This window comes from Nonomuraea sp. NPDC050733, from assembly GCF_040654215.1.
Taxonomy (GTDB): Bacteria; Actinomycetota; Actinomycetes; order Streptosporangiales; family Streptosporangiaceae; genus Nonomuraea.
The window spans coordinates 111,429-134,198 of record NZ_JBFAHO010000017.1 but is presented as its reverse complement, the minus strand read 5'-3'; the positions used below and the strand labels follow the sequence as shown (position 1 = coordinate 134,198).

Sequence of the window (22,770 nt, the reverse complement as noted above, 5' to 3'; positions counted from 1 at the left end):
ATCCATACCCGGCACATGCCGGCAACCCGGCCCGTAGCTCGTCCCCGTGGGAGGTCAGGCATTGGCAGGCGCGTCATCCGGAACGGTTGCGGGATCACCTGGCGGCGATGTCAGCTTCGGCGTCCTGGGGCCCTGGGAGGTCAGGGTCGGCCAGGACGCGGTGTCGGTGCCCGTCGGCCAGCTACGGACGGTCCTCGCCTCGTTGCTGCTGTCGGTCGGCCAGTCGGTCTCCACGCCCACGCTCGCCGAGCGGCTCTGGCCGGGCGAAGGGCCGGGCTGGCCGCGCGGAGCAGTGCACACCTATGTCACCAGGCTGCGGCGGTTGATCGGGGCGGACCTCATCCGGACCGAGCCGGACGGCTACCAGCTCCAGATCGAGCCCGACGCGGTGGACCTGCACCGCTTCCGCGGCCTCGTACGCCGCGCCGACGACGCCGGCTCCGCGCAGGAGGAGATGGCCCTGTTACGCGAGGCGCTGCGGTTGTGGCGCGGTCAGCCCTTCGGCAACGCCAGCGGCCCCTGGCTGGAGCGCGAGGTGATTCCCCTCCTGACCGAGGAGTGGTTCGGCGCCACCGAGCGCCGGATCGACCTGGAGCTGGCCGGCGAGCCGCCGGGGCACCTCGTCGCCGAGCTGTCGGAGCTGACCAGGCGTTACCCGACCCGCGAGCCGCTGTGGACGCGCCTGATCACCGCGCTGCACCGCAGCGGCAGGCGTGCGGAGGCGTTGAGCGCCTACCAGCGCGTACGTACGGTGCTGCGCGAGGAGCTCGGCCTGGACCCGAGCGAAGAACTGGTCCAGCTGCACCAGACGGTGCTCATGGGCGACACCGGCGACCGCCCGGGCAGCACCGCCGTCCGGCGCGGGACACCGAGCCCCCGGCAACTGCCCCACGGCATCGCGCGCTTCACCGGCCGGGAGGAGGAACTGGCGGCACTGGACAGGCTGCCCTCAGGCGTGGCGGCATCGGGCCGGAACGGCGCGAACGCCCCGATCATCGTGACCATCGACGGCGCTCCCGGCGCGGGCAAGACGACGCTGGCCGCGCACTGGGCCCACCGAGTCGCCCATGACTACCCCGACGCCCAGCTCTACCTCAACCTCCGCGGCTACGGACCGAGCGAGCCGATGACCCCGGCCGCCGCGGCGGAGAGCCTGCTGCGCGGTCTCGGCGTGGAGAGCGAGGCCATCCCCGTCGACGTGGACGAGCGCTGCGCGTTGCTGCGGACCATCCTCGCCGACCGGCACGCGCTCATCCTGCTGGACAACGCCCGCAACGCCGACCAGGTGCGCCCCCTCCTGCCGGGCGCCGGCGGCCTGGTCATCGTGACCAGTCGCGACCAGTTACGGTCTCTGTCGATCCGTGACGGCGCGCACCGTGTCACGTTGGGCGCGATGCCGGAGGCCCAGGCCGTCGAGCTGCTGGCGGCGGCCGTCGGCCCCTCCCGGGTCGCCCACGAGCCCGCGGCGGCCTCCAGGCTGGTCGAGCTGTGTGACCATCTGCCCCTCGCGCTGGCCATCATCGCCGAGCGCGCGCAGCGCGCCGACACCCTCGCCGAAGTCGTCGACGGGCTGGAGGACGAGAAGGCCCGCCTCGACAACCTGGGAACCGGCGAGAACGATCCGAACATCGACCTGCGCGCCGTTCTGTCCTGGTCCTACGGAGCGCTCAGCCCGGCGGCGGCCGCCACGTTTCACGCGCTCGGCCTGCACCCCGCCAACGACATCGCGCTGGAGACGGTCGAGGCACTGGTCGACCTCCCGCCCGCCGAGGTCAAGCGGGGCCTGGACCAGCTCGTGGCGGCGCATCTGCTCGAACAGCGCCGCCCCCGCCGCTACCAGCTGCACGACCTGATCCGGTTGTACGCCGTCGATCAGGCACGGCTGCACATGCCGCCCGCCGAGCGGCAAGCCGCCGTACGGCGATTCCTCGATCACTACCTCTTCACCGCCGTGAGCGCCGACCGGCACCTGGTGCCGTACCGCCGCCGCGACTTCCTCGCGCCGATGCGGCCGCGCCGGCGCCCACTCGCGTTCGCCGACGCCGACGAGGCGATGGCATGGCTGGAGCTGGAGTACGACTCCCTCCGGGCGGTGACGTCATGGGCGGCCACGAACGGGTGGGCTCACTACTCATGGCGCACCATCATGGCCATGACCAGCTTCTTCGATGCGCGCATCCCGTGGTCCGACGGCCTGGACAGCCTGAAGTCGGCGGTACGTGCGGCTCGGGCCGCGAGGGAACCCGTCGGCGAGGCCTACACCCTCAACTCCGTGGGCTGCATCTACTCCGACAGGGGTGACGCCGACCTGGCGGCGCGGCATTTCCGGGAAGCGCTCATCCATTTCGAGCGGAGCAAGAACCCGCACGGCGAGGCCATGGCGCTGTGCAATCTCGGCATGACATATGGCGAGGCCGGAGAATACGGAGAGGCCCAGCGGCACCTGATGCGTGCGCTGGATCTGCACGAGCGGAACGAATATCCCCGTGGCGTCGCCCTGGCCCTGGACAACATAGGAATCGCGCAGACCGTGGCGGGCCATTACCGATGCGCGGTCAAGGCGTTCCAGCAGGCGCACCGGATCAACCTGCGGCTCAGGGAGTACACGTCCGACGCGATGTGCCTGCGCAACCTGGGCCGCGCCCACGTCATGACGGGCGACACCCGCGCTGCCGTCCGCGCCTTCCGCCAGTCCATCGACTTGTTCCGCTACACGAGGAACCAGCGCTGGGAGGCGATCACCCTCGCCGATCTCGGCAACGCGCTCAGCGAGGGCGGGCACGACATGCTGGCCCGCGGCATCCTGCGGACGGCGCTCGAGCTGATGACCGGGCTGGCGGACCCGCGAGCCCACGACATCGAGGCCGCTCTCGCGTCCAGCGCGTGAGCTGGCGACCTTTTCCAAGAAGCGTTTCAGCGCGCCGACAGGTCGGTGACAGGACGGAGAAAGGCTGTTCTCCGCGCATCGAGGTTAGCCTTCTCTCGAAAGCCATCAGCCGCACGTTTCCTGGCAGTTTTCAGGGCCGCGGCCATGGGTCTCACAATTTTCTCCCGAGAAAGGCCGAAAAGAAGAATGAGCATTTCCCAGAAGCTCGACTTCGACCTCAAGAACCTGCCGATGGACGTTTTCGACCTCGCCGACAGCGGTCTCGCCATCGAGTCGCTGACGGCGGGCCACGGGATGGCGGAGAACGGCGCGTCCGTGCTCTGCCCGAGCGTCTGCAGCACCTCGACGTCGTCGACGAGCTCGAGCAGCAGCTGATTCCCGGCCGGGCCGTCGGCGTGGCGCCGGCGGCCCGGCTCTGGCGCTTCCGGAGGAAATGGTGATCTTAACGAGCGGCGCCCACGTGGAGCCGTCTGTCGTGGTGCGTGTCGCGGGTGTGCCGGTGGCGGCGTTGTCGCGGCTGCGCCTGGACAGCGCGTACGGCCGGGCGGAAGGACTGGCCCGGCTGGCGGCCACGTTACGGCGCGACGGCGAGGCGTTGTCGGAGGCACTGTATCCCCTGATCGGCGCGCTGAACCCCGGTACGTCCAAGCCGGCTCTGGTCGGCCTGCGCAGGGCGCTGCACCAGCGGCGACTGCCCCGCGACACCGAATGGAACGCGCGTGTCGCCGCGCTGCTCCCCGCCGAGGTCGGCGCCGCGATCGAATCCTGGATCGTCACCAGGCACCGGCTCGATGAGGGGCGGCGCGCGCTCGACGACGTGTTCGCCGCCGAACTGCGGGAGAAGGAGCTCGTCCTGCGGGACGTGGCCGGTCATCCGGGCTTCCGCCGGGCACTGTCCCAGGCCAGCCCGGCACTGTTCAGCGAGCTGGCCAAGTGGCTGGCGGACGCGCGGCGGCGACCGCGCAGGCAGTCCATGGCCCGGCTGGCGAAGTACCTGGCGAGAGCGGCCGCCAAGACGAGCCCGTACGGCACCTTCATGGCGAGTGGCACGGGAACGTGGGCGGACGCCGGATCAGGCGGATCAGGTGGGTCACCCGTACGGTTCGTTCCCGCGGAGATCCAGGGAGTGCTCGAGATCCACACCTTCCTCCTCCAGCGGATCGGCGAGACGCTCACCCGCGATCCACGCCTGGCCCGGCACCTGGTCCTGCGGGTCAACCCGAGTGCGACCCTCCAGGACGGGACCGTCAGCTTCATCGGGCGCTCCACCGAGGAACCCATCGTGACCATGCCGGCCACCGCCGCGGTCGAGGCATGCCTGAGCCTGGCGGAGCGCTGCCCGGGGTCCACGCTGGTCGAGCTCCGCTCCCGCCTGGCGGGCGGCGGCGCCGCCGACGAGTCCCCGGCCGAGGCGTTTCTCCAGGCGTTGGTACGGGCCGGGCTCCTGGAGGAGCAGCACCCCGTCGCCGACCAGTCGGCCGATCCGCTGGGCGACCTGGCCGAGTGGGTCGCGGACCATGGGGGAGCCGAGTTCGCGGACGTCGTCCAGGCGTTGCGGCGCGTACGCCGGCAGGCGCGGCTGCCCGTGGTCGTGGACGACGTCGAGGGGCACTGGAAGCGGCAGCACGAACTGGAAGCCGCGCTCACCGACCTGGCCGGACCGCTCGGCTTCGGACCGGCCGCGCTTGACGGGCAGGGCAGGCACACATTCCGCGAGAACGCCGTCTTCACGGGCCCGGTGGCGGAGGCCGGGTCGGCGGTATGGCGTCCGGCGCTCGAGGACCTGGACGTGGTACGGCGCTGGCTGGGCGCCTTCGACCTGACGCTGCCGTTCCGGATCGCGCTCGGCGCCTACTTCGCCGAGCGGTTCGGCCCGGGAGCCCGTGTCCCCCTTCTCGTGCTGCACCGCGCGCTCCAGGAGGTGCTCGCTCGGGACGGCGAGTCCGCCGGACTGAGCGACGCGGCGCGCGAGGTCGCCCGGCTGATGGGCCCGTCCCTGGGGGCGGGCGGCGCTCTGTCCGAGAGCCCGCTTCCGCGGCTGCGGGAGCTGGCCGCGATCCAGCGGGAGGCACGTCAGGCGGTGCTCGCCCAGCCGGAGAGCGACGGCGTCGTGAGCGTCCCGGCGGAGGTGATCAGGAAGCTGACGGAGGACTGGCCGTCATGGGTGGAGCCGCCGCGCTCCCTGGCCTGCTATGTGCAGGTCGTCCCCGGCCACGGCGGGATCGGCCTGGTGCTCAACGCGGCGCACACCGGTTATGGCCGTGGACGGAGCAGGGTGCTGGCCCTGATGGCGGAGGCCACGGGCGAGAGCCCGGCCACGGGGCACCGGCCGAGTGCCCGGGTGCTCGCGGAGCTGGGCGGAGTGGCCGCCTCGGCGTTGAACAGACGGGTGCCGCACGTGGCGTACGAGATCGACTATCCGTTCGCGGTGAGCAGTCGCCCCGCGGAGGAGCGCATCCCGCTGGGAGACCTCGGGATGGTCCTCGATCCGCGCAGCGGCCTGCTCAAGGTGGTCTCGGACCGGCTGGGTGCCGATCTTTCCGCGCTGCATCTGGGCATGATGTCCGACCTGCTGCTCCCACCGGCGGCTCGCCTGCTGATCCAGGTCTCGGGAGAGACGCACTACGTGCATCCCAGCATTCCGTTGCTGGCGGATCAGGCCGATCTGGAGCTGCCCTCGTCGTCGGTGGCCTACCCCCGCGTGGAGATCGGTGGCGTGGTGATCCAGCGCGCCCGCCGGATCGTGCCGAAGGAGCTGCTTCCGGAACGGGCCAAGGGCGAGGGCGACGCCGCCTATCTGCTGCGCCTGGCGTCGTGGCTGCACGAGCACGACCTCCCGGCGCGATCCTTCGTCCGGTTCGCACGTCCCGACGAGGGCGAGGGGACGGGGGACTGGACGCAGTGGATTTTCGACAAATCCCGCAAGCCCGTCTACGTCGACTTCGCCAACTGGTTCCTGGTCACGGCCTTCGAGAAGATGCTGGCGAGTTCGGGGCCGATGGTGATCTTCGACGAGGTGCTGCCCGACTTCGCGGACGCGCTGGGGCCGGACCCCGATGACCCCAGCGTCACCGAATTCCTCATCGAGATCTCTGACCAGGACGGCCGGAATGCATGAATCAGACTGGGTCAGCGCCCACGTCTTCTATCACGAGAACCTGGACGCGCTGCTGACGGACGCGGCCGGTCCGCTGATCGACGAGCTCGCCGGGCGCGGGCTCGCGGAGGCCACGTTCTTCCTGAGGTACTGGGACGGGGGACCGCATCTGCGGTTCCGCGCGCTGCCCACCGGCCCCGCGCTCCGGGCCGAGGTGGAACGGGTCATCACGGAGCGGTTCGGGAAGTATCTCGCCGAGAATCCGGCGGGTCTTTCCATGAGCCAGCAGGACTATGCCGGCATAGGCGAGGCCCTGGCACAGTGGGAGGGACTTCCCGGGCATACGGAGCGGCTCTTCCCGAACAATTCCGTGGCGTTCATCCCGTACCGGCGCGAGCACGGCCGCTACGGCACCGGAGCCTCGATGGAGGCGGTTGAGCGGCACTTCGCGGAGTCCAGCCGCATCGCCCTCGGCCTGCTGCGCGACGGCCTGCGACCGGCGGACCGCACCACCGCGGGAGCCGCGATGATCCTGCTCACCTGGTTCTGCGGCGAGCGGGACGTGGCCCGGCTGGCGCCGTGGGTCAGCATCGACCAGGACCGGCCCCGTGACGCGACCGAGGCCGGCCTCGCGCAACCGACAGAGCAACCAACAGAGCAGCCAACAGAGCAGCCGACAGGGCAACCGTCAGGGCAGCAGCGTGATCGCGTCATCGGCCTCGCTCGCGGGATGAGAGAGCTCGCCACGCACCTGGAGCACGTCTCCGGGCCGGGCTCCCTGGCGGATTGGGCCCGATCGGTGACCGCGCTCCGTGACGCGCTGGCGGCCGAGGCCGCCGCCGGCCGGTTCGAGCCACCGTCCCGAGGCTGGGAGGGGGAGGGCGCGGTCAGGACGCGGCAGGTCCTCACCGTTCTCGACATCTGCGCTCACCTGGTCTGCAACCGACTGGGCGTGACCGTGCACGAAGAGGGCGCCGTCCGGCGGCTGTGCGCGGACGCGGTGGCCGTACTCGCGGAAGAGGGGAGATAGTCCGTGCGCTGGCACAGCATCCACGTCCGCTACTACGACCATGACAAGGACCCGTTGATCCTGCACGGAGTGCGCCCGCTCTTCCGTGAGGTGGCCGGGCAGGTGGAGGGCCTCTTCTACACCCGGCACTGGCGGCAGGGGCCGCATCTGCGGCTCAATTTCCGCACCGACCACGACACCTTCACGCACGTGGTGCGGCCGGCCGCGGAGAAGATCGTCGGGGGCTGCCTGGCCGAGCACCCTTCATCGCTGCTGCTCGACCCCCGGCAGGAGCTCGCCCTGCATCAGCGGCTGGCCGAGCTGGAACGGGAGTCCGGCCCTCTGACGCCGTGGTTCCCCGACAACACCCTGCGCGTCGCCGAGTACGACGACCGGGAGGAGGTGCTGGGCGGGCCACACATGGCCGACCTCGTGGCGGACTTCTACGCCGGCACCACCGACCTCGCCTTCGCGATGACCGAGGCCGGCGGCGGCGCGCGACGGCGGCAGCTGGCGTTCAAGCTGATGGTGGCGACGGCGCACCGCCTGTCGGGCACCGACATCTCACAGGGATACTTCACCTTCAGGTCCCACGCCGAGGCGTTCCTGTCGACCTTTCCGGAAGGGCGAGGGATGAGGCCGATGTGGGACGGCTACTACCGCCAACACCGCCGGACCCTCCTGGCCCAGCTGCGGGCGGTGCTCGGCGGCGACGACGTCGACGCCTCGCTGCTGGCGGACTGGGAGACCGCGCTCATCCCCTGTCGACAGCGGGGGGCGCGGCTGCTCGAACACGGCGCGTTCGTCGTGCCGACCGTCAGCGCCGAGCAGGAGTCGAAGCTGGCCGAGTCGAGCCCCTTCCATCGCGCGGGTTACGCCGATCCCGTGTGGGCGGAGGTCCGGGACGCGCCCGGGTTCCTCCTGTACCGGCTGCTGCTCAACCTCACCTATCTGCACCTGACCCGGCTCGGTCTCGTCCCGGTGGAGCGCTTTCTCCTGTGTCATCTGCTCGCCAACACCGTGGAGGCGTACCTGGAAACTCCGGTGCGGAAAGGAAGTGGATCATGACCGGCGAGGCTCCGGTGTATGAGGAACAGCTGCGGCTGCGGCCGGGCGTCTACAGCGCGACGGGCACGAACGGCGAGCTTCACCTGTTCCGCCATGACCTGTGGCGGAGGGTGGCCTCGTTCGGGCCGGTGGGGGCGGGTGGCCGTGCCGTACTGCGTCGCCTGGCCGAGGGGCCGTGCCCGCCGTCGGAGCTGACGGAGCTCGGCGCGTCCGACCCGGGATTCCTCGGGGCCCTGCGGAGCGGGGGCTGGGTGACGACCACGCTGAGCCATCTCGGCAGGCCGTTGTACACGGTGCAGCCCGTCCGAGCGCCCGCCCCCGACGTGGAGCAGGACATCGACCACGAGGTGAGGCTGTCCGGTTTCGCGGTGTTCCGGCGTGAGGGAGAGGACATCCTCGCCGAGGCGCCGGCCTCGTGGGCGCAGGTGCTGATCCATGCCCCGGAGGTCGCGGCCGTGCTCACGGAGATGGCGCGGCCGCTGTCGACCGGCACGTTGAAGGGCCCGCTGCCCGAAGAGCTGATCGCCAGGCTGCTGCGGGATCTGAGCTGGACCGGCATCGCGATCCCGGCCGGGAGCGACGCGGAGTCGGAGTGGCGCCTGCGCCAGTGGCGACCGCACGACCTGTGGTTCCACTCGCGCAGCCGCAACGGGAACGGGGGCTACTTCGACGCCGGATTCGGCCGGACGAAATGGGGGCAAGGCCGGTTCCCTCCGCTCCCCGCCCGCCGGGAGCCCTACCCGGGACCCGCGATCGACCTGCGGGTACCGGACCTGGAGGAGATCCGCGTACGCGACCTCAGGTTGACCGACGCCATCGAGGAGCGGCGCTCGATACGCGAGCACGACGACGAGCACCCGATCACGGTGGATCAGCTCGCTGAGCTGCTCTACCGATGTGCCCGGGTGCGCCGGGTCAACGTGTGGGAGGGCGTGGAGTACGTCGACACGCCCCGTCCCGCCGGTGGCGGGGTCGACGAGCTGGAGTTGTACCCGGTCGTCCGGCATGTCGCGGGCCTGGCGCCGGGCATGTACCACTACGACGCGCACGAGCACAGGTTGCGCCTGGTCCGCCACCCCGGTCCGGCGGTCGGGCGGCTGCTCGCGACCGCGGGCCGGGCGGCGGCCACCACCACCTTGCCCCAGGTCCTGATCGTGGCCTCGGCCAGGTTCGGGCGGGTGATGTGGACGTACGAGGAGATGCCGTACGCCCTGATTCTCAAGCATGTCGGGGTGCTCTTCCAGACCATGTACCTGGTCGCGACCGCGATGGGACTGGCTGCCTCCGGTCTTGGCGGAGGTGACGCGCCGGCCTTCAACGAGGCCACGGGGGCCGATCCGGCGATCGAGGCCAGCGTGGGCGAGTTCATGCTCGGGAGTCGGCCGAGCCCGCCCGCCGAAGAGGAACAGGAGTAAACGAACGTGGGCCTACTGCTACGCCCGGATGCGTTCCATGCCCCGGATTCCGAGGGGACGTACCTGCTCACGTACCGGGGAGCCAGCCATCTGAAAGGCCGATCCGTCGGCCCGCTGATCGACCTGCTGAAGCCGTACCTCGACGGACGGCACACGCTGGCCGAGCTGACGGAGGAGCTGCCGCCCGAGCGCCGGGCCGCCGTGGAGAGCCTGCTCACCGCGCTGCTGGAGCGGGACGTCGTGAGAGACGTCGGCACCGCGGATCAGGAGGCCGCCCCGGAATATACGGAATACCCGGAATATCGCCACGAGGTGGCGTTCATCGCTCATTTCCGGGATTCGCCTATATCCATATTTCAGACATATCGGGATAAAGTGATACTCGTTCTGGGGTCGGGGGAGCTGGTGCCGTGGGTGGCGCGTGCCGCCGTGCTCACGGGATCGCGTCTGGTGAAGATGGCGGCCCCGGAGCCCCTGGGCGTCGAATGGGTCGACCGCGCGCGGCGTACCCCCGACCAGCAGGTCGAGCGGCACCGGCTCGCCGGCTTCAGCGAGGAGGGGCTGCTGCCCCTGCTCGACAGCGCGGACCTGGTCCTGCACGTCTCCGGCGGCGCGGCGCATGAGCCGCTGCTCGACCGGCTCTGCGCGCGGCGGAGGATCCCGCTGGCCCAGGCGGTCGTGCTGGACGGCGAGGTCTGGCTCGGCCCTGAGGACCTCGGCACGCGGTCGGGAGCGAGCTGGACGGCGGGCCGGCGCCGGGTGGCGGCCCGGCCCGCGCCGCCCTCGCCCACCGTCGGCGACGGGACGCGGGCCGCCGCCATCGCCGGGGCCCTGGTCCAGCTGGCCTTCCGAACCGCCACCGGGTTGCCGGCCGACCACCGTGCCCGGCTGACCAGGATCGACCTTTCCACGCTGCGCCGCACGTCACACGTGTTCGTCCCGCACCCCTACGCCCGACCGGCCGAACCCGGGGTCCCCGGACCCGCCGACCCGGCCCGCGACGGCGCCGTTCTCGGCCGGGAGGCGTTCTCCCAGCGGGCGGTGGTGTGCGCCGACGATCTCCTGGGAGTGTTCGGGGAGCCGACCGAGCGCGATTACGCGCAGCTTCCGCTGCACGTCAGCGAGGTGGAGGTACCCGACCCGGCCGGACTGCTCGGCGGAGCCGTCTCGAGGGTCGTCGGAACGGGTCTCGACTTCGCGTCAGCGCGCCACCAGGCCGCCCTGAAGGCGTTCGCCGTCTACGCCTCGCTGATGGTGGATCCGCGCCGGCTGCTCGCGGCCGACGGCCGCGCTCCGCTGGCCGCGCCGGAGTCCGACCCGGACGCCCTGCTCGCGGACCTGCGAGCCGGCCGGATCAGCGGGCTGGTCCTCGGCCGCCGGCTCGCCGACGGCGGCACGCGAGCCGTCGCCGCGGACGTCGCCTTCCCCGCGCTGTCCGGCATGGGCCGGCCCGGCAGCCGAGCACCGGCCCGGACGGTGGGGATCGCCGCGGGATACAGCTGGCAGGAGGCCGTCGACGTCGCACTGGCCGAGCAGGCAGGGCGGCTGGCCCTCGCCGACCTGGAGCGCAGGACGACGCCGTTGCCCCGGTTCGACCTGGACAGCGGGTCGCTTCCACCCCGCGGCGAACGGTACCGGTCCATGATCGAGGCCACGGGCGAGGCCGTCACGTGCTACGACCTCACCGGGCCGTCGGGGATTCCGGCCGCCATGAGCTATCTGGGTGACACGCCTGTCGGATACGCCGGCGGGTCGTCGGCGGCCGAAGCCGTGACCGGCGCGCTCGAACAGGCCCTCCTCCACTACCAGGCGCGGCAGAACGCCCAGCCCGCCTACGCGCCACCCGTGCCGCCGGGCATACCGCCCGCGCTGCGCGGCTCGGCGATCCGCCGCTTGCCCGACGCCTCCCGTACGGACTCGGCGAGTCTGGTGTCCGCTCTGGTCGGACGCGGTCTCTCGCCGGTGGCGGTACCCCTCGACCACGATCGTGAGGTTCATTCGATCATGCCGTACACCGTCCACGTGGTGCTGGCCCATGCATGAGATCGCCGTCCTCGGTGAAGGGCTGCTCGCGGAGAGCGTCGTCGCGGCGCTGTCCGGCAACGGATCCTCCGCCTCTCCGCTCCTGACGCCCGGCGCCCTCGCGGCCGTTGTGGCCCATGACCGCTGGGACCTCTCCGGCTACGCCGAGGTCAGAGCCGCTGCCGCAGCCGCGGGTGTGCCCTGGCTGCCGGTACGGGCCGAACTGGGGCGGGTCGTCCTCGGTCCCCTGGAGGAGTCCGGGCTCCCCGGCTGCGTGAACTGCGGCGAGTTCCGCCGCAGACTGGCCCGTCGCCGGCCGGACGGGCACGAGACGGTGTGGCGAGAGCACAGGGCCACCCTGTCCGCGCTGCCGTCGGCCTGGCTCACCGGGCTGGCGGCCGACCTCGCCGCCACCCTGGTCACCGAGGAGATCGCACGGCTCGGCAACCGGGAACCCGCGCGCACCAGATCCGCCTTCGTCTACGTGGACCTGGAGACACTGGCCGTCGAGCCACACCCGTTCCTGCCCGACCCGCTCTGTGACACCTGCGGGACGCTGCCGCCCGACGACCGGTCGCGGGCCGGCATCTCCCTCCGGTCCCGTCCCAAACCCGCCCCGGACGTCTACCGGCTCCGCTCGATGACCGGCGAGGTGGACACGCTCAAGGCCAGGTACGTCGACGGCGAGAGCGGTCTCATCCGATCCGTGCTCAAGAGCACCGAGGGCGGCATCGTCGTCGCCGCGGCGCCCATGGGCCTGCGCCAGGGCTCCACCGAGTACGGCTTCGGCCGTACCCGTAACTACCAGGGCAGCCAGGTCACCGCCATGCTGGAGACGCTGGAACGGCACGGCGGCATGGAGCCCGGGGGAAAGCGCACCACGGTGTCGGCCAGTTACGCCGAGGTCCGCCGCGACGCGCTCGACCCCCGGACGCTCGGGCTCTATCCGGCGCAGCGGCATCGGATCCCCGGCTTCCCGTACCGCCCGTTCGACGAGGACCAGGTGTGCCGCTGGGTCTGGGGACACTCCTTCGTCCGCGGCGCTCCTGTGCTGGTCCCCGAGACCTACGCCTACTACCGGGCCCGCCACCATGACGCCGCCCGCCCGCCGTTCGTCCAGGAGGTCTCCAACGGCTGCGCCCTGGGCGGCAGCCTCGAGGAGGCCATCTTCCACGGGATACTCGAAGTGGCCGAGCGCGACGCCTTCATGATGACGTGGTACGCGCGCATGCCGGTCCCGCGGATCGACGTCACCTCCGCCCGCGACTCGATGATCCCCCTGATCATCGAGGCCATCGAGGCGGAGACCGGCTACCAGGTGATGCTCTTCGACACCACCCTCGAACAGGGCATCCCCTGCGTCTGGGCGATGGCCGTCGATCCGGGCGACGACGAGAAACGCCCGAAGGCCGCCTGCTCCGCGGGCGCTCACCCCGTCCCGGAACGCGCGATCGAGAACGCGCTCAACGAGCTCGGCCCGCTCCTCGCCGACCTCATCACGCGCTATCCCGACCACATGGACGAAGCCGGCCGGATGGTGGCCGACTCGTCGCTGGTGAAGGAGATGGAGGACCATCGCCTGTTGTACGGCGACCACAGGACGTACGAGCGGCTGCGCTTCCTCACCGAGACGCCACGGCGGCGGCACATCGACGACCTTCCCGCGCCGGCGGGTCTCCGCAACGCCGATCTCCGGGACGACCTGATCGAGCTGGTCAACCGCTACCTCGTCACCGGTGCCGACGTCATCGTGGTGGACCAGACGACCCCCGAGCACGAGGTGTCCGACCTGGCCTGTGTGAAGGTCGTCATCCCCGGCACGCTGCCGGTCACCTTCGGCCACGACTACCGGCGGGTCGACGGTCTGCCGAGGCTGTACGAGGTGCCGTACCGGCTCGGATACCGGGATCGGCCCCTGGAGCCGCAGGACGTCAACCCGTACCCGCACGCTTTCCCGTAGAAGGGCCGGCCATGTTCGTATCGATCGTCGCCTGGGATCTCAGCAGGTCCACGGAGACTGTGGAGAGCCTGCGCGACTACCTGCGGGACTACGCCATCGACGCCTACGCCACGCTTGAGGGGATGCGGCTGAAGGCGTGGTTCTCCAATCCCGCCCGCCAGACCTGGGGGGCGGTCTACCTCTGGGACTCCGCCGAGGCCATGAACGGGCCCGCCCGGGTGAGCCGCGTCATCGAGCTCATCGGTTACCCGCCCACGTCGGTGAGCGTCTTCCAGCTGGAAGCCGTCGCCGAAGGCGTCAGTGCGTACCCGAGCCTCACAGGGCTCGGCGCCGCGATGGAAGGAGACCACGCGACGGCGGGGTGAGCGGGTTCGGCCGCTGTTCGGGCCCTGCCGGTTCGCTCCGGCTCTCGGCCCTGACGGCCGCCGCCAACCGGATCAACCAGTCGAGTTCGGCGTCCGGGTCGGCGGGGCTGTTGTCGGGAATCGCCGGTCCGCGCGCGTCCGGCGGCACGCCGAGCCTGCTGCGGCGCAGGGCGGAGGCGATCAGACCGGCCTCGACGGCGATGCTGCGCGCGTCATCGGACAGGCCCGTGGCCTGCGCCCGACGCGTTTCGGCGATGCGCGGGTCGAAATAGGGGAGGAGCAGCAGGCGGCCGTCCCAGATTTCGACGATCCGCCGGTACAGGGCCTGTTCCGGTTCCCGGAAATCGACGTGTCTCCGGGAACCGACGTGTTTCCCGAGACCAAGGTGTTTCCGGAGACCGACGTGCCGGGTCCTCGGCGGATCGAGGGCGATGGCCGGGAATTCGTCGTACAGCAGTTTCCACAGCGGAAAGAGCCGGCGGTAGGAGCGATCGAGCGACCACCAGCGCGCGAGATGGTCCAGGCCGAGTCGCGGGCCCGTGACGGGCAGCAGGATGCCGGTTATGACGAACAGGATCGCGAGGCGGAACACCACCCCGATCAGGTTGCCGTACAGCCACGGCACGAGCCATCCGAGAAGGTGGGCGGACATGGCCGCGAACCGCAGCCCGGCATAGGCGATGGTGCCGGCGAGACCGAGCAACAGCAGCCGCAGGCCGTTACGGAGGGAGAATTCTCTCGCGGCACTCGCGCGGTAGTGCGTGGCCCGCGCGACCTCGATGACGGTCGACGTCAGACAGGCGACATAGACGTAGGCGGCGGCCGAGATCACCGGGATCTGCACGGCCAGCTTCTGACTGGCCAGGGCCTCCGCGTAGTTCGACGGGGTCGTCGCGTGCAGGACGCCGATCAGTGCCAGGACACCGGTCAGCAGCCGCAGACGCAGCCGCGTGCTCCTCCTGGCCTGCTCGGCCGGATAGATCATGTGGAGAAAGGCACAGTGCCCGGATGTCGCGGCCATCAACGTCAAGCAGTTGGAAAGGGTGCCCGCGGTGTTGAGCGCCGTGTGGCCGTCGATCACCTCGTGGACGGTCTGGTCCTGCAGGCAGATCGACGCTGAGAGCGTCAGCAACGCGGCGCAGATCCAACGCGTCGACCGGCAGCCGGGTCGGGCGCGAAGGTGGAACAGCTTGATGCCCACCGCGATCCATCCGGCGACGGCCAGCCCGATCAAAAGGTGTGCGCCGGGTCCGGGACCGGCGGCGGACGTCGACGATCGGCGGCCAAGAGATCACCTGACATCTTCATCGGAGGGATTCTCCAGCTTCCAGAGCTGATTGACCATTTCGGTGATGGCGGCGCGACTGCCCTGGGTCAGCTCGGCGCTGCGCAGGGCGATGTGCGTGACACCCGCCTTCCGCATGCCGGCCAGCAGCTCCAGATCCTTGTCGATCTTGGCGGTTTCCGCGTCGTCCAGGAAGTAGGCGACCGGCACCCCGAAGAACGTGGCCAGCGCCGTCAGGTGCATGATCGTGGGATTGACCCGCCGGCCCGTGCGCAACTGCCAGATGTAGGTATGCGAGATCTGTACGTCCTGGCCCTTGCTGATGGCCTCCGCGACCGCGACGTTGCTGTATTCGGCGTCACCTTGGCGACGGACCGTCTGGAACAACCGGTTCAGCTTGTCGGCCAGCGTCCGGGGAGACTCATCAACGCTCATCGCCGTGCCGATCCTTAACAGCCAGAGTTTAGCGACTTTGCCGTCATCCTACACAGAGGTTGACGGCAGACCCCTTCCTGACCGCTCATACGCGCCGTCGGGTCAGCAGTCGCCCACGTCGTGGAGTCCGCGGCGAACCTTCTCGTCCGCCACGCCTGACTCGCCCCTTGTACGGCTCGGCGTGGCCGCACGATGCTCGCTTCCGTCATGCGGACATGACCCCGCCCGTGCGCTCGAGCACGTCGGGGAAGCCGAACGTCGCGACCAGCGCGGGATCGTGGAACTTGATCACGCGGGAGACGCCGGTGGCGGTGGGGGCCAGCACCACGACGCCGTCGGCTCGGAGCGCGCCGTCCGCGTCCCGGTGGTACACGACGGCGGCGGGTTGGCCGTTGGCGGTGGTCGTGAGCATCCGCCAGTCGCCCGGTGTGCCCAGCACGTACGTGTCGAGCATGTGGATGCACATCGCCCGGCCCGCCTGCCACTCGCGGAACGGCGTCGCCTCCAGCGTGGCGTCCATGCGCAGCACCTGTTCCAGCAGGCCGGCGTCGGAGCGCTCGAAGGCCGCGATGTAGCCGTCGAGCAGCGCGCGTGCCCGTTGGTCGGTCGGTTCGAGTAGTTCCTCGGGCTCGGGCTCCAGCTCGTCGAGCCGGGCGCGGGCGCGCTGCAGACCGCTCTTGACCGCCGCCGTCGTGGTGTCGAGGATCTCCGCGGTCTCGGCCGCCGAGAAGGCCAGCACGTCGCGCAGGATGAGGATCACGCGTTGGCGGGCGGGCAGGTGCTGCAGACCGACGATGAGCGCCAGCCGCAGCGACTCGCGTTCGACGATCACCGCGGCCGGATCGTCGGCGGGCGGGGTGATCCATGCGTCCGGCAGCGGTTCCAGCCACGAGACCTCGCCCGGCGCGACGGGACTCGGCGGGCGATCGGGTCCGTCGTACGGGCCTGTCAGACCCGAGGGCAGCACCCGGATCGGGCGCGGCTTCATCGCCGTCAGGCAGACGTTGGTGGCGATCTTGTAGAGCCATGACCGGATCGACGCCCGGCCCGTGAATCCGGAGTAGGACCGCCACGCCCGCAGATACGTCTCCTGCACCAGGTCCTCGGCGTCGTGCGCCGAGCCGACCATGCGGTAGCAGTGCGCCAACAGCTCCCGGCGGAACCGCTCGGTCTCGGTGGTGAACCGGTCTCGATCCGGTGCCGCCCGCAGACGCGATGTCACGCCGCGAGCCTGTCGACGACGCGGGCACTCTCTCGCAGAGGCGGCATCTGCGATCAGACCTCGTCCAGCTGCAGGATCATGCCGCGGAAGGTCGCGTAGCGGGCCAGGTTCGCCACGGCATCCTCGGCGGTGCGCCGGCCGATCTCGGACCCGAGCGCGGCTTCCAGCGCGGCCATGTCGTCCCAGTCCAGCATCACGCACATATAGCACGGCTCGCCGATCACGGCTGCCGGCTCATGACTGCGCGTGTAACGGCGCAGGCCCGGATACTGCTTCGCCAACGGGATGTGGACATCGTTGTAGTGACGTTCGAACGCGTCGACGTCGGAAGGGGTGTCGTACATCACGACGAATCGCGCCGTCTGCTTGGCGGCCGGGTCCACGGTTGCGGTCATCTGTTTCGCCTCCTGTCATGGGCTGGTACGAGCGGGTTGTCTCAGGGCAGCAGGGCCAGTTTGCCGACGGTGGCTCTGGCCTCCAGCTCCGCGAGCGTTTTCGGGCCGTCGGCCAGTTCGTACGCGGTGGGCCGGCCGGGGGTGAGCACGCCGGCGGCGACGAGCGCGGACAGCTCACCCATGACCTCGCCGAAGATCTGTGGCGCGGCCTGGATCAGCACGCCGATGTTGAGGCCGATGACATGGACCTGGTGCTTGTACACCAGGTCCCAGTTGGTGATCGCGGCTTCGCCGCCTGCGACGCCGTAGACGACGACACGGCCGGTGACCCGCTTGGCGGCGGCCAGGCTGGCGACGAAGGTGGCGCCGCCTGCCGACTCCAGCACAAGGTCCGCGCCGGCGCCGCCGGTCAGCCGCAGCACCTCGGCGGCGAGATCACCGCCGCGGGAGTCCAGGATGTGGTCGGCTCCCAGCGCCAGCACTGTCTCGTGCTTGGCCGGAGAGGCGGTGGCGATGACCGTCGCGCCGTAGTGTTTGGCCATGGTGACCGCGGCCTGGCCGGTCGCGCCTGCCGCGGCGTGGACCAGCACGGTCCGCCCTGCGGTGACGCCGCCCAGAGGCTTGAGTGCGGCCAGCGCAGTGGGCCAGTTCACGACGAGGCCGAGCGCCTGCTGCTCCGTCCAGCCGGGCGGCACCGGCACCGCCGCAGCCGCGGGCAGCACCATGTACTCGGCGAAAGCGCCGGTTCCGACGCCGGTCACGCGGGCCCCCGGTTGCGGGCCGGTCACTGCCTCGCCCATCGCGACGACCTCACCGGCGGCCTCGAAACCGGCCAGGTACGGCGGCCGCGGGCCGTTCAGGAACGTGCCGTGGGCCTTCGAGATGTCGGCGAAGTTGACGCCGGCGGCCGTCACGCGGATGAGGACCTCGCCCCGGCCGGGGCTCGGCACCGGCGCGTCGGTGATCAGGCGCATGTCCTGCGGGCCGTTGAGGGAGGTCTGCTCCAGCGCGCGCATGGTCGCGGGAATGCTCATCGGCGATCAGCCTTTCTTGGCGTACATGGGAGAGGCAGGCCCGGCGCGGACCGGCCTCTCTCATGTAGACCCCGGCCACCACCGAAAGGAATCGGCTCTGGAGGAGGCTGAGTGCAGGGAGACCCGCTGCGACGCGGTTCAGGCCATGAGCAGGCGCAGGCCGAGATCTGCCGCTTCGAGGTCGGCGAGGCCGCTGTTGCGCTCGGCCCACCGGCCGGAGTCGAGGTCGTCGCTGAGGCTTCGCACCGCCCGCTGCTCGGCCTCCGGCCCGACCCTCGTCCACACCGACATCGCACGGCGCACGTGATCCTCCAGATACGCCGCCGGTCGGCGCCAGTACGCCTCGAACAGGCCGTCAGCGCAGTCCCACGGGATGGGCACCGGCTCAGCGCGGGCGCCGATCGCGTCGGCCATCCCAGCGAGCGAGGGAAATCCTACGAGGAGGGCGGCAAACTCGGGCAGGTAGTCGCGGGTGAGCCAGAACCGGTCCCGCCATCCGGGCTCGTCGGTGTCGAAGGTGAGCACCACCACGCGGTGGGCCACGCGCCGCATCTCGCGCAGCCCCGCTATCCTCCACGGTCCCGACTATGCAGGCTGACGCCACGTGAGGGTCAAGAGACTCCTCTCGACCAGCGCGGTGGCGGATGATCGCTGGCGGGGGGGTTCTGGCATGACGGGGTGGTTATCAGGTACGTGAGCCTTGCGCTGTTGGACGAGCGCCAGCCTGCTTCCGCTTCACGATGATCCGGGCGACGGCACCGATGATCGTGCTGACGCACAGTCCGATCAGCAGCGCCAGGATGGAGTAGGCCCACAAAGTGTTCTGAATGCTTTCCTGGTCGCCCAACCCCGGATCCGTTGTGAGATAGACCGAGCAGAGCAGAAGCGGTCCGGCCGCGCCTGCGAGAGTGCCGCTCATCCATCGGCCGTGTCGCGCTGCCGCCCATGCCGCGACGATGCCGCTGATCACCACGGGTCCGATCAGCCCGGCGGTGACCCCACCGGCCTCCAGGAACGTCGCCTTCACCACGTACTCACCGGTATCGCTGCTCAACACGCCTTCCGTGAGCATGGGGTCGAAGGTCGGCGGCCTGTCCCACCACCAGGGTCTGGTGAACTCCAGAAGGGAGATCCACAGGGCATAGGCCACCAGGCCGACCCCGACCTCCCGATGCCGTAGCGCAGCCATCGCCGCGGCGACGCCGATCGCGCTGCCGATGATCGTCGCCCGGGCCACCTCGGATGGGCTGGAGTTCAGGCCCTCTTCCGGAGCCGCGGATGCCAGGGCGTACAGAAGCGGAGCGGCGATCAGGCAGGAGCCGAGCCAAGCCGCGGCCGGCAGCCACAGCCAGGACCACGACGCACGACGGAGCAGACGGTACGTGATCGCGGAGGCGACCAGCGTGGAAACGGCCGGGTACCACGTGGAGCGGGTCACCGCGTGGTCCCAGCCGACGTAGTCATCGTAGGGGCCCGCTCTGGTCGTCCACCGATTGATGCCCAAGCGATCCGCTGCGAGGACCTGCACGGCAATCAGAGCAGCAGCGACCAGCGCGCACACCAGTGAGGCTGCGAGCCGACGCCTCACGTTGACGCCCCAAGGCTCCGCCGACGAGGCAGAGTCTCCAGCCCGCCAGCCAACATGTGCAAAGCCGTCATGACGGACACTCTGCAGCACCAAGATCCGTGATGAAGCAGAATCCGACAAGCAACTCCAGCCCGGGGTTCAGGCATACCGGTGTGTGGAGAAGGAGCGCGGAATTGGACACTGACAAGGACCTCTGGGAGCTCCTGGTCGCTCACGGCATCGACTGGGACACGCCGTTCCGGGGCATCTGGGTGGAAGGCTTGGACGTCGAGGAGGTGGCACGGAGGCTGCGCGCCGATCCGAGCAGCGCCCAGGCCTGCGGCTGGCGGGAAATCGTCACCGGCAGCTACACGGAGCACGGCGACGGCGTCATCTGGATCGGCCCGCAAGCGCCGGGCTGGGTCCAGGTGATCCAACTCGACGGGAACGACACGTGGCGATGGCGGTCCTGGGTGGAGCTGACCCGGGACGGCGGGCGGCTGCTCTACCTCGGCTGGCCCCTGTACGAACTGGAGGGGGTCGAAGACCTCGAATACGTGGTCGACGGCGAGGTCGTGACGACCCTGGTGGTCGGGGACCCGGAGGAGCGGGACGGCACTGACCCGGATGCGTTGGACGCGGTCGCGGGGTCAGGCTGTCGTGGCCCGCCGGCCGCCACTCGCATATCGTCTGGTCCTGCTGAGGCGCCGGGCACGCCATGGCTTCGGGAGTACCCGGCATGCCAGGATCAGCGGAGCCGGCGGAAGAAGCCGCGGATGTCGTCGACCAGCAGGTCGGGAGCCTCCATCGCGGCGAAGTGGCCGCCGCGGTCGAACTCCGACCAGTGCACGACGTTGTGTTCGCGCTCGGCGATCCGCCGGACCCCCGCGTCGCCGGGGAAGACGGCGACGCCGTGCGGCAGCGGCGAGTACTCGGCCACCGCCCCCCAGCCCTTCTGTCCTTCCTTGTAGAGGCGCGCGGCCGAGGCGGCGGTCCCGGTGAACCAGTAGATGCTCACGTCGGTGAGCAGCTGGTCGAGGTCCACCGCGTCCTCGGGCAGCTCCCGGGCCGGGTCGGTCCACTCCTTGAACTTCTCCACGATCCACGCCAGCTGCGCCGCGGGGGAGTCGTGCAGCCCGAAGGCGACGGTCTGCGGCCGGGTCGCCTGGATGATCGCGTAGCCGGCCCGGTCCTGGTCCTGGTACTGGGCGAGGCGGGCGAGCTCCGCCTGGGCGAGCCCCTCGAACTCGGCCGGGTCGCCGGTCGGGAACCCGAGCGCGCCGTTGACGTGCACGCCGACGACGTTCCCGGGCGCGGCGCGGCCGAGCATCGGTGAGATGACCGAGCCGCTGTCACCGCCCTGCGCGCCGTATCGCCGGTAGCCGAGCCGGTCCATCAGCTCCACCCACGCCCGCGCGACCCGCTCCAGGTCCCAGCCGGTCTCGGTGGTGGGACCGGAGAAGCCGAACCCGGGGATCGACGGGGCGACGACATGGAACGCGTCGGACCGGTCGCCGCCGTGCGCCGCCGGGTCGGTGAGCGGGCCGATGACCTTCAGGAACTCGGCGACCGAACCCGGCCAGCCGTGGGTGATGATCAACGGCAGCGCGTCGGGCTCGGGGGAGCGGACGTGCAGGAAGTGAACGTCCTGCCCGTCGATCCGGGTCGTGAACTGCGGAAAGGCGTTCAGCCTGGCTTCGGCGGCACGCCAGTCGAAGCCGGTCCGCCAGTACTCGGCCAGCTTCTTCGCGTAGCCGACCGGGACCCCGTAGGACCAGCCCACCCCCGGCAGCTCGTCCGGCCAGCGGGTCGCCGTCAGCCGATCGTGCAGCTCGTCGAGCTGCGCCTGCGGGATGTCGATCTGGAACGGGTGGATTTGCGATTCGTCGTTCATGTCTGCAACCGTAGGAGCCGGTTAGGACAAGTTCAGTCCTAGGAGGGACGTCATGCTGGAGACGTCGGCACGGCTGCTGCGGCTCCTGTCACTGCTGCAGACCCCCAGGGACTGGCCCGGCGCCGAGCTGGCCGAACGGCTCGGTGTCTCGCACCGCACGATCCGCCGCGACATCGACCGGCTACGCGAACTCGGATACGCCGTGCACGCCACCGCGGGCACCCCCGGCTACCGGCTCGGCGCCGGCACCGGACTCCCGCCGCTGCTGCTCGACGACGACGAGGCGGTCGCGGTCGCCATCGGGCTCGGCACCGCCGCCGTCTCCGGCGTGGCGGGCATCGAGGAGACCTCGGTCCGCGCCCTCGCCAAGCTGGAGCGGGTCCTCCCGTCCCGGCTGCGGAACCGCGTCGGCGACCTGCGGTCGGTCACGGTGCCGCTGTCGGGCCAGGCCGCGGCCGTGGACCCGGCCGTGCTCACCGCGATCGCCGCGGCCGTCCGCAACCGGGAGAGCCTGCGGTTCGCCTACCGCTCCCACGACGGCACCGGGGATCGCCGCATCGCCGAGCCGTACCGGCTGGTCAACTCCGGCCGCCGCTGGTACCTGGTGGCGTGGGACACCGGCCGGAGCGACTGGCGCACGTTCCGTGTCGACCGGCTGAGCCTGCACACCCCGAACGGGCCACGCTTCACGCCCCGCGACCCGCCCAGCGCCGACCTGGTCCGGTAAGTCTCGGAGCGGATCTCCGTCAACCCGTACCGCTACCGCGGCCGGTTCACGGTGCACGCCCCGGCCGAGGTGGTCGCCGGCCGGATGCCGCCGACGATGGCGGTGGTCGAGCCGGTCGCCGACGGCGCATGCGTCCTCAGCACCGGATCGAACTCCCTCGACGAGCTGGCCATGTGGGTCGCACAGCTCGGCGTCCCGTTCGAGGTGCACGAACCGCCCGAGCTCATCCGGCACATCCGCGCGCTCGGCAGCCGCCTCGTCGATGCGGCCCGTGAGCACCCGCCCACCTGACGAGCCGCTCGTCCTGCTTGCCGGGCCTGCCCTACCCCCGGGAGCCTGCGTCCGCCCGGGAGCCTGCGTCCGCCCGGGAGCCTGCGTCCGCCCGGGA

At 70.7% G+C, this 22,770-nt stretch carries 17 protein-coding genes and 1 pseudogene; 10 read left to right on the top strand and 8 right to left on the bottom strand.

The annotated features are described in order from the left end of the window. The first annotated feature begins 160 nt into the window (after positions 1-160). The 9 genes from AB0H64_RS25470 to AB0H64_RS25430 all read left to right on the top strand — a co-directional run bounded on the left by AB0H64_RS25470 (position 161) and on the right by AB0H64_RS25430 (position 13,823). On the top strand, positions 161-2,887 hold the full coding sequence (locus AB0H64_RS25470) for a BTAD domain-containing putative transcriptional regulator (RefSeq protein ID WP_357628969.1): 2,727 nt from the start codon (positions 161-163) through the stop codon (positions 2,885-2,887). 186 nt (positions 2,888-3,073) lie between these two features. Next, positions 3,074-3,262, top strand: a complete 189-nt coding sequence (locus tag AB0H64_RS25465; protein WP_357628967.1) for a thiomuracin/GE37468 family thiazolyl RiPP peptide — start codon at positions 3,074-3,076, stop codon at positions 3,260-3,262. 85 nt (positions 3,263-3,347) lie between these two features. Continuing rightward, positions 3,348-6,005: a lantibiotic dehydratase gene (locus tag AB0H64_RS25460; protein ID WP_357628965.1), complete on the top strand. Its 2,658-nt coding sequence runs from the start codon at positions 3,348-3,350 to the stop codon at positions 6,003-6,005. Beyond that, entirely contained in the window at positions 5,998-7,014 is a 1,017-nt protein-coding gene (locus AB0H64_RS25455; protein ID WP_357628962.1) for a lantibiotic dehydratase C-terminal domain-containing protein, read from the top strand. Before AB0H64_RS25460 ends, AB0H64_RS25455 begins: the two co-directional genes overlap by 8 nt. A 3-nt stretch (positions 7,015-7,017) precedes the next feature. Continuing rightward, positions 7,018-8,061, top strand: coding sequence for a thiopeptide maturation pyridine synthase (locus AB0H64_RS25450; RefSeq protein ID WP_357628960.1), 1,044 nt, complete (start codon positions 7,018-7,020; stop codon positions 8,059-8,061). After that, complete coding sequence (locus tag AB0H64_RS25445) at positions 8,058-9,476, top strand: SagB family peptide dehydrogenase (protein ID WP_357628958.1); 1,419 nt, start codon at positions 8,058-8,060, stop codon at positions 9,474-9,476. Before AB0H64_RS25450 ends, AB0H64_RS25445 begins: the two co-directional genes overlap by 4 nt. A gap of 6 nt (positions 9,477-9,482) precedes the next feature. Next, positions 9,483-11,519 carry a YcaO-like family protein gene (locus AB0H64_RS25440; RefSeq protein ID WP_357628955.1) on the top strand — a complete coding sequence of 679 codons (2,037 nt, stop codon included), beginning with the start codon at positions 9,483-9,485 and terminating at the stop codon, positions 11,517-11,519. Beyond that, positions 11,512-13,458, top strand: coding sequence for a TOMM precursor leader peptide-binding protein (locus AB0H64_RS25435; protein WP_357628952.1), 1,947 nt, complete (start codon positions 11,512-11,514; stop codon positions 13,456-13,458). The genes AB0H64_RS25440 and AB0H64_RS25435 overlap by 8 nt, the downstream gene beginning before the upstream one ends. Positions 13,459-13,469: 11 nt before the next feature. Beyond that, the gene (locus tag AB0H64_RS25430) at positions 13,470-13,823 is read left to right on the top strand and encodes a hypothetical protein (protein WP_357628949.1); all 354 of its coding nucleotides are present in this window, start codon (positions 13,470-13,472) and stop codon (positions 13,821-13,823) included. On the opposite strand, the gene AB0H64_RS25425 is transcribed toward AB0H64_RS25430, so the two are convergent. From AB0H64_RS25425 to AB0H64_RS25390, 8 genes are all read right to left on the bottom strand, one after another. Next, entirely contained in the window at positions 13,774-15,057 is a 1,284-nt protein-coding gene (locus tag AB0H64_RS25425; protein ID WP_357628946.1) for an MAB_1171c family putative transporter, read from the bottom strand. The genes AB0H64_RS25430 and AB0H64_RS25425 overlap by 50 nt on opposite strands. Positions 15,058-15,114: 57 nt before the next feature. After that, complete coding sequence (locus tag AB0H64_RS25420) at positions 15,115-15,543, bottom strand: helix-turn-helix domain-containing protein (protein ID WP_357628943.1); 429 nt, start codon at positions 15,541-15,543, stop codon at positions 15,115-15,117. A gap of 205 nt (positions 15,544-15,748) precedes the next feature. Beyond that, positions 15,749-16,765 (bottom strand): RNA polymerase subunit sigma-70, encoded by a 1,017-nt coding sequence (locus tag AB0H64_RS25415; protein ID WP_357628940.1) that lies wholly within the window; start codon positions 16,763-16,765, stop codon positions 15,749-15,751. A 53-nt stretch (positions 16,766-16,818) separates the two neighbouring features. Continuing rightward, positions 16,819-17,160, bottom strand: a complete 342-nt coding sequence (locus AB0H64_RS25410; protein WP_357628937.1) for an EthD family reductase — start codon at positions 17,158-17,160, stop codon at positions 16,819-16,821. A 41-nt stretch (positions 17,161-17,201) separates the two neighbouring features. After that, positions 17,202-18,194 (bottom strand): zinc-binding dehydrogenase, encoded by a 993-nt coding sequence (locus AB0H64_RS25405; protein WP_357628934.1) that lies wholly within the window; start codon positions 18,192-18,194, stop codon positions 17,202-17,204. 138 nt (positions 18,195-18,332) lie between these two features. Further along, positions 18,333-18,737: a hypothetical protein gene (locus tag AB0H64_RS25400; protein ID WP_357628931.1), complete on the bottom strand. Its 405-nt coding sequence runs from the start codon at positions 18,735-18,737 to the stop codon at positions 18,333-18,335. 142 nt (positions 18,738-18,879) lie between these two features. After that, positions 18,880-19,755, bottom strand: a complete 876-nt coding sequence (locus tag AB0H64_RS25395; RefSeq protein WP_357628929.1) for a hypothetical protein — start codon at positions 19,753-19,755, stop codon at positions 18,880-18,882. Positions 19,756-20,509: 754 nt separating this feature from the next. Beyond that, the gene (locus AB0H64_RS25390; protein WP_357628927.1) at positions 20,510-21,655 is read right to left on the bottom strand and encodes an epoxide hydrolase family protein; all 1,146 of its coding nucleotides are present in this window, start codon (positions 21,653-21,655) and stop codon (positions 20,510-20,512) included. A 52-nt stretch (positions 21,656-21,707) separates the two neighbouring features. On the opposite strand from AB0H64_RS25390, the pseudogene AB0H64_RS25385 reads away from it, so the two are divergent. Then, positions 21,708-22,673, top strand: a pseudogene (locus AB0H64_RS25385) (WYL domain-containing protein). Positions 22,674-22,770: the final 97 nt, after the last annotated feature.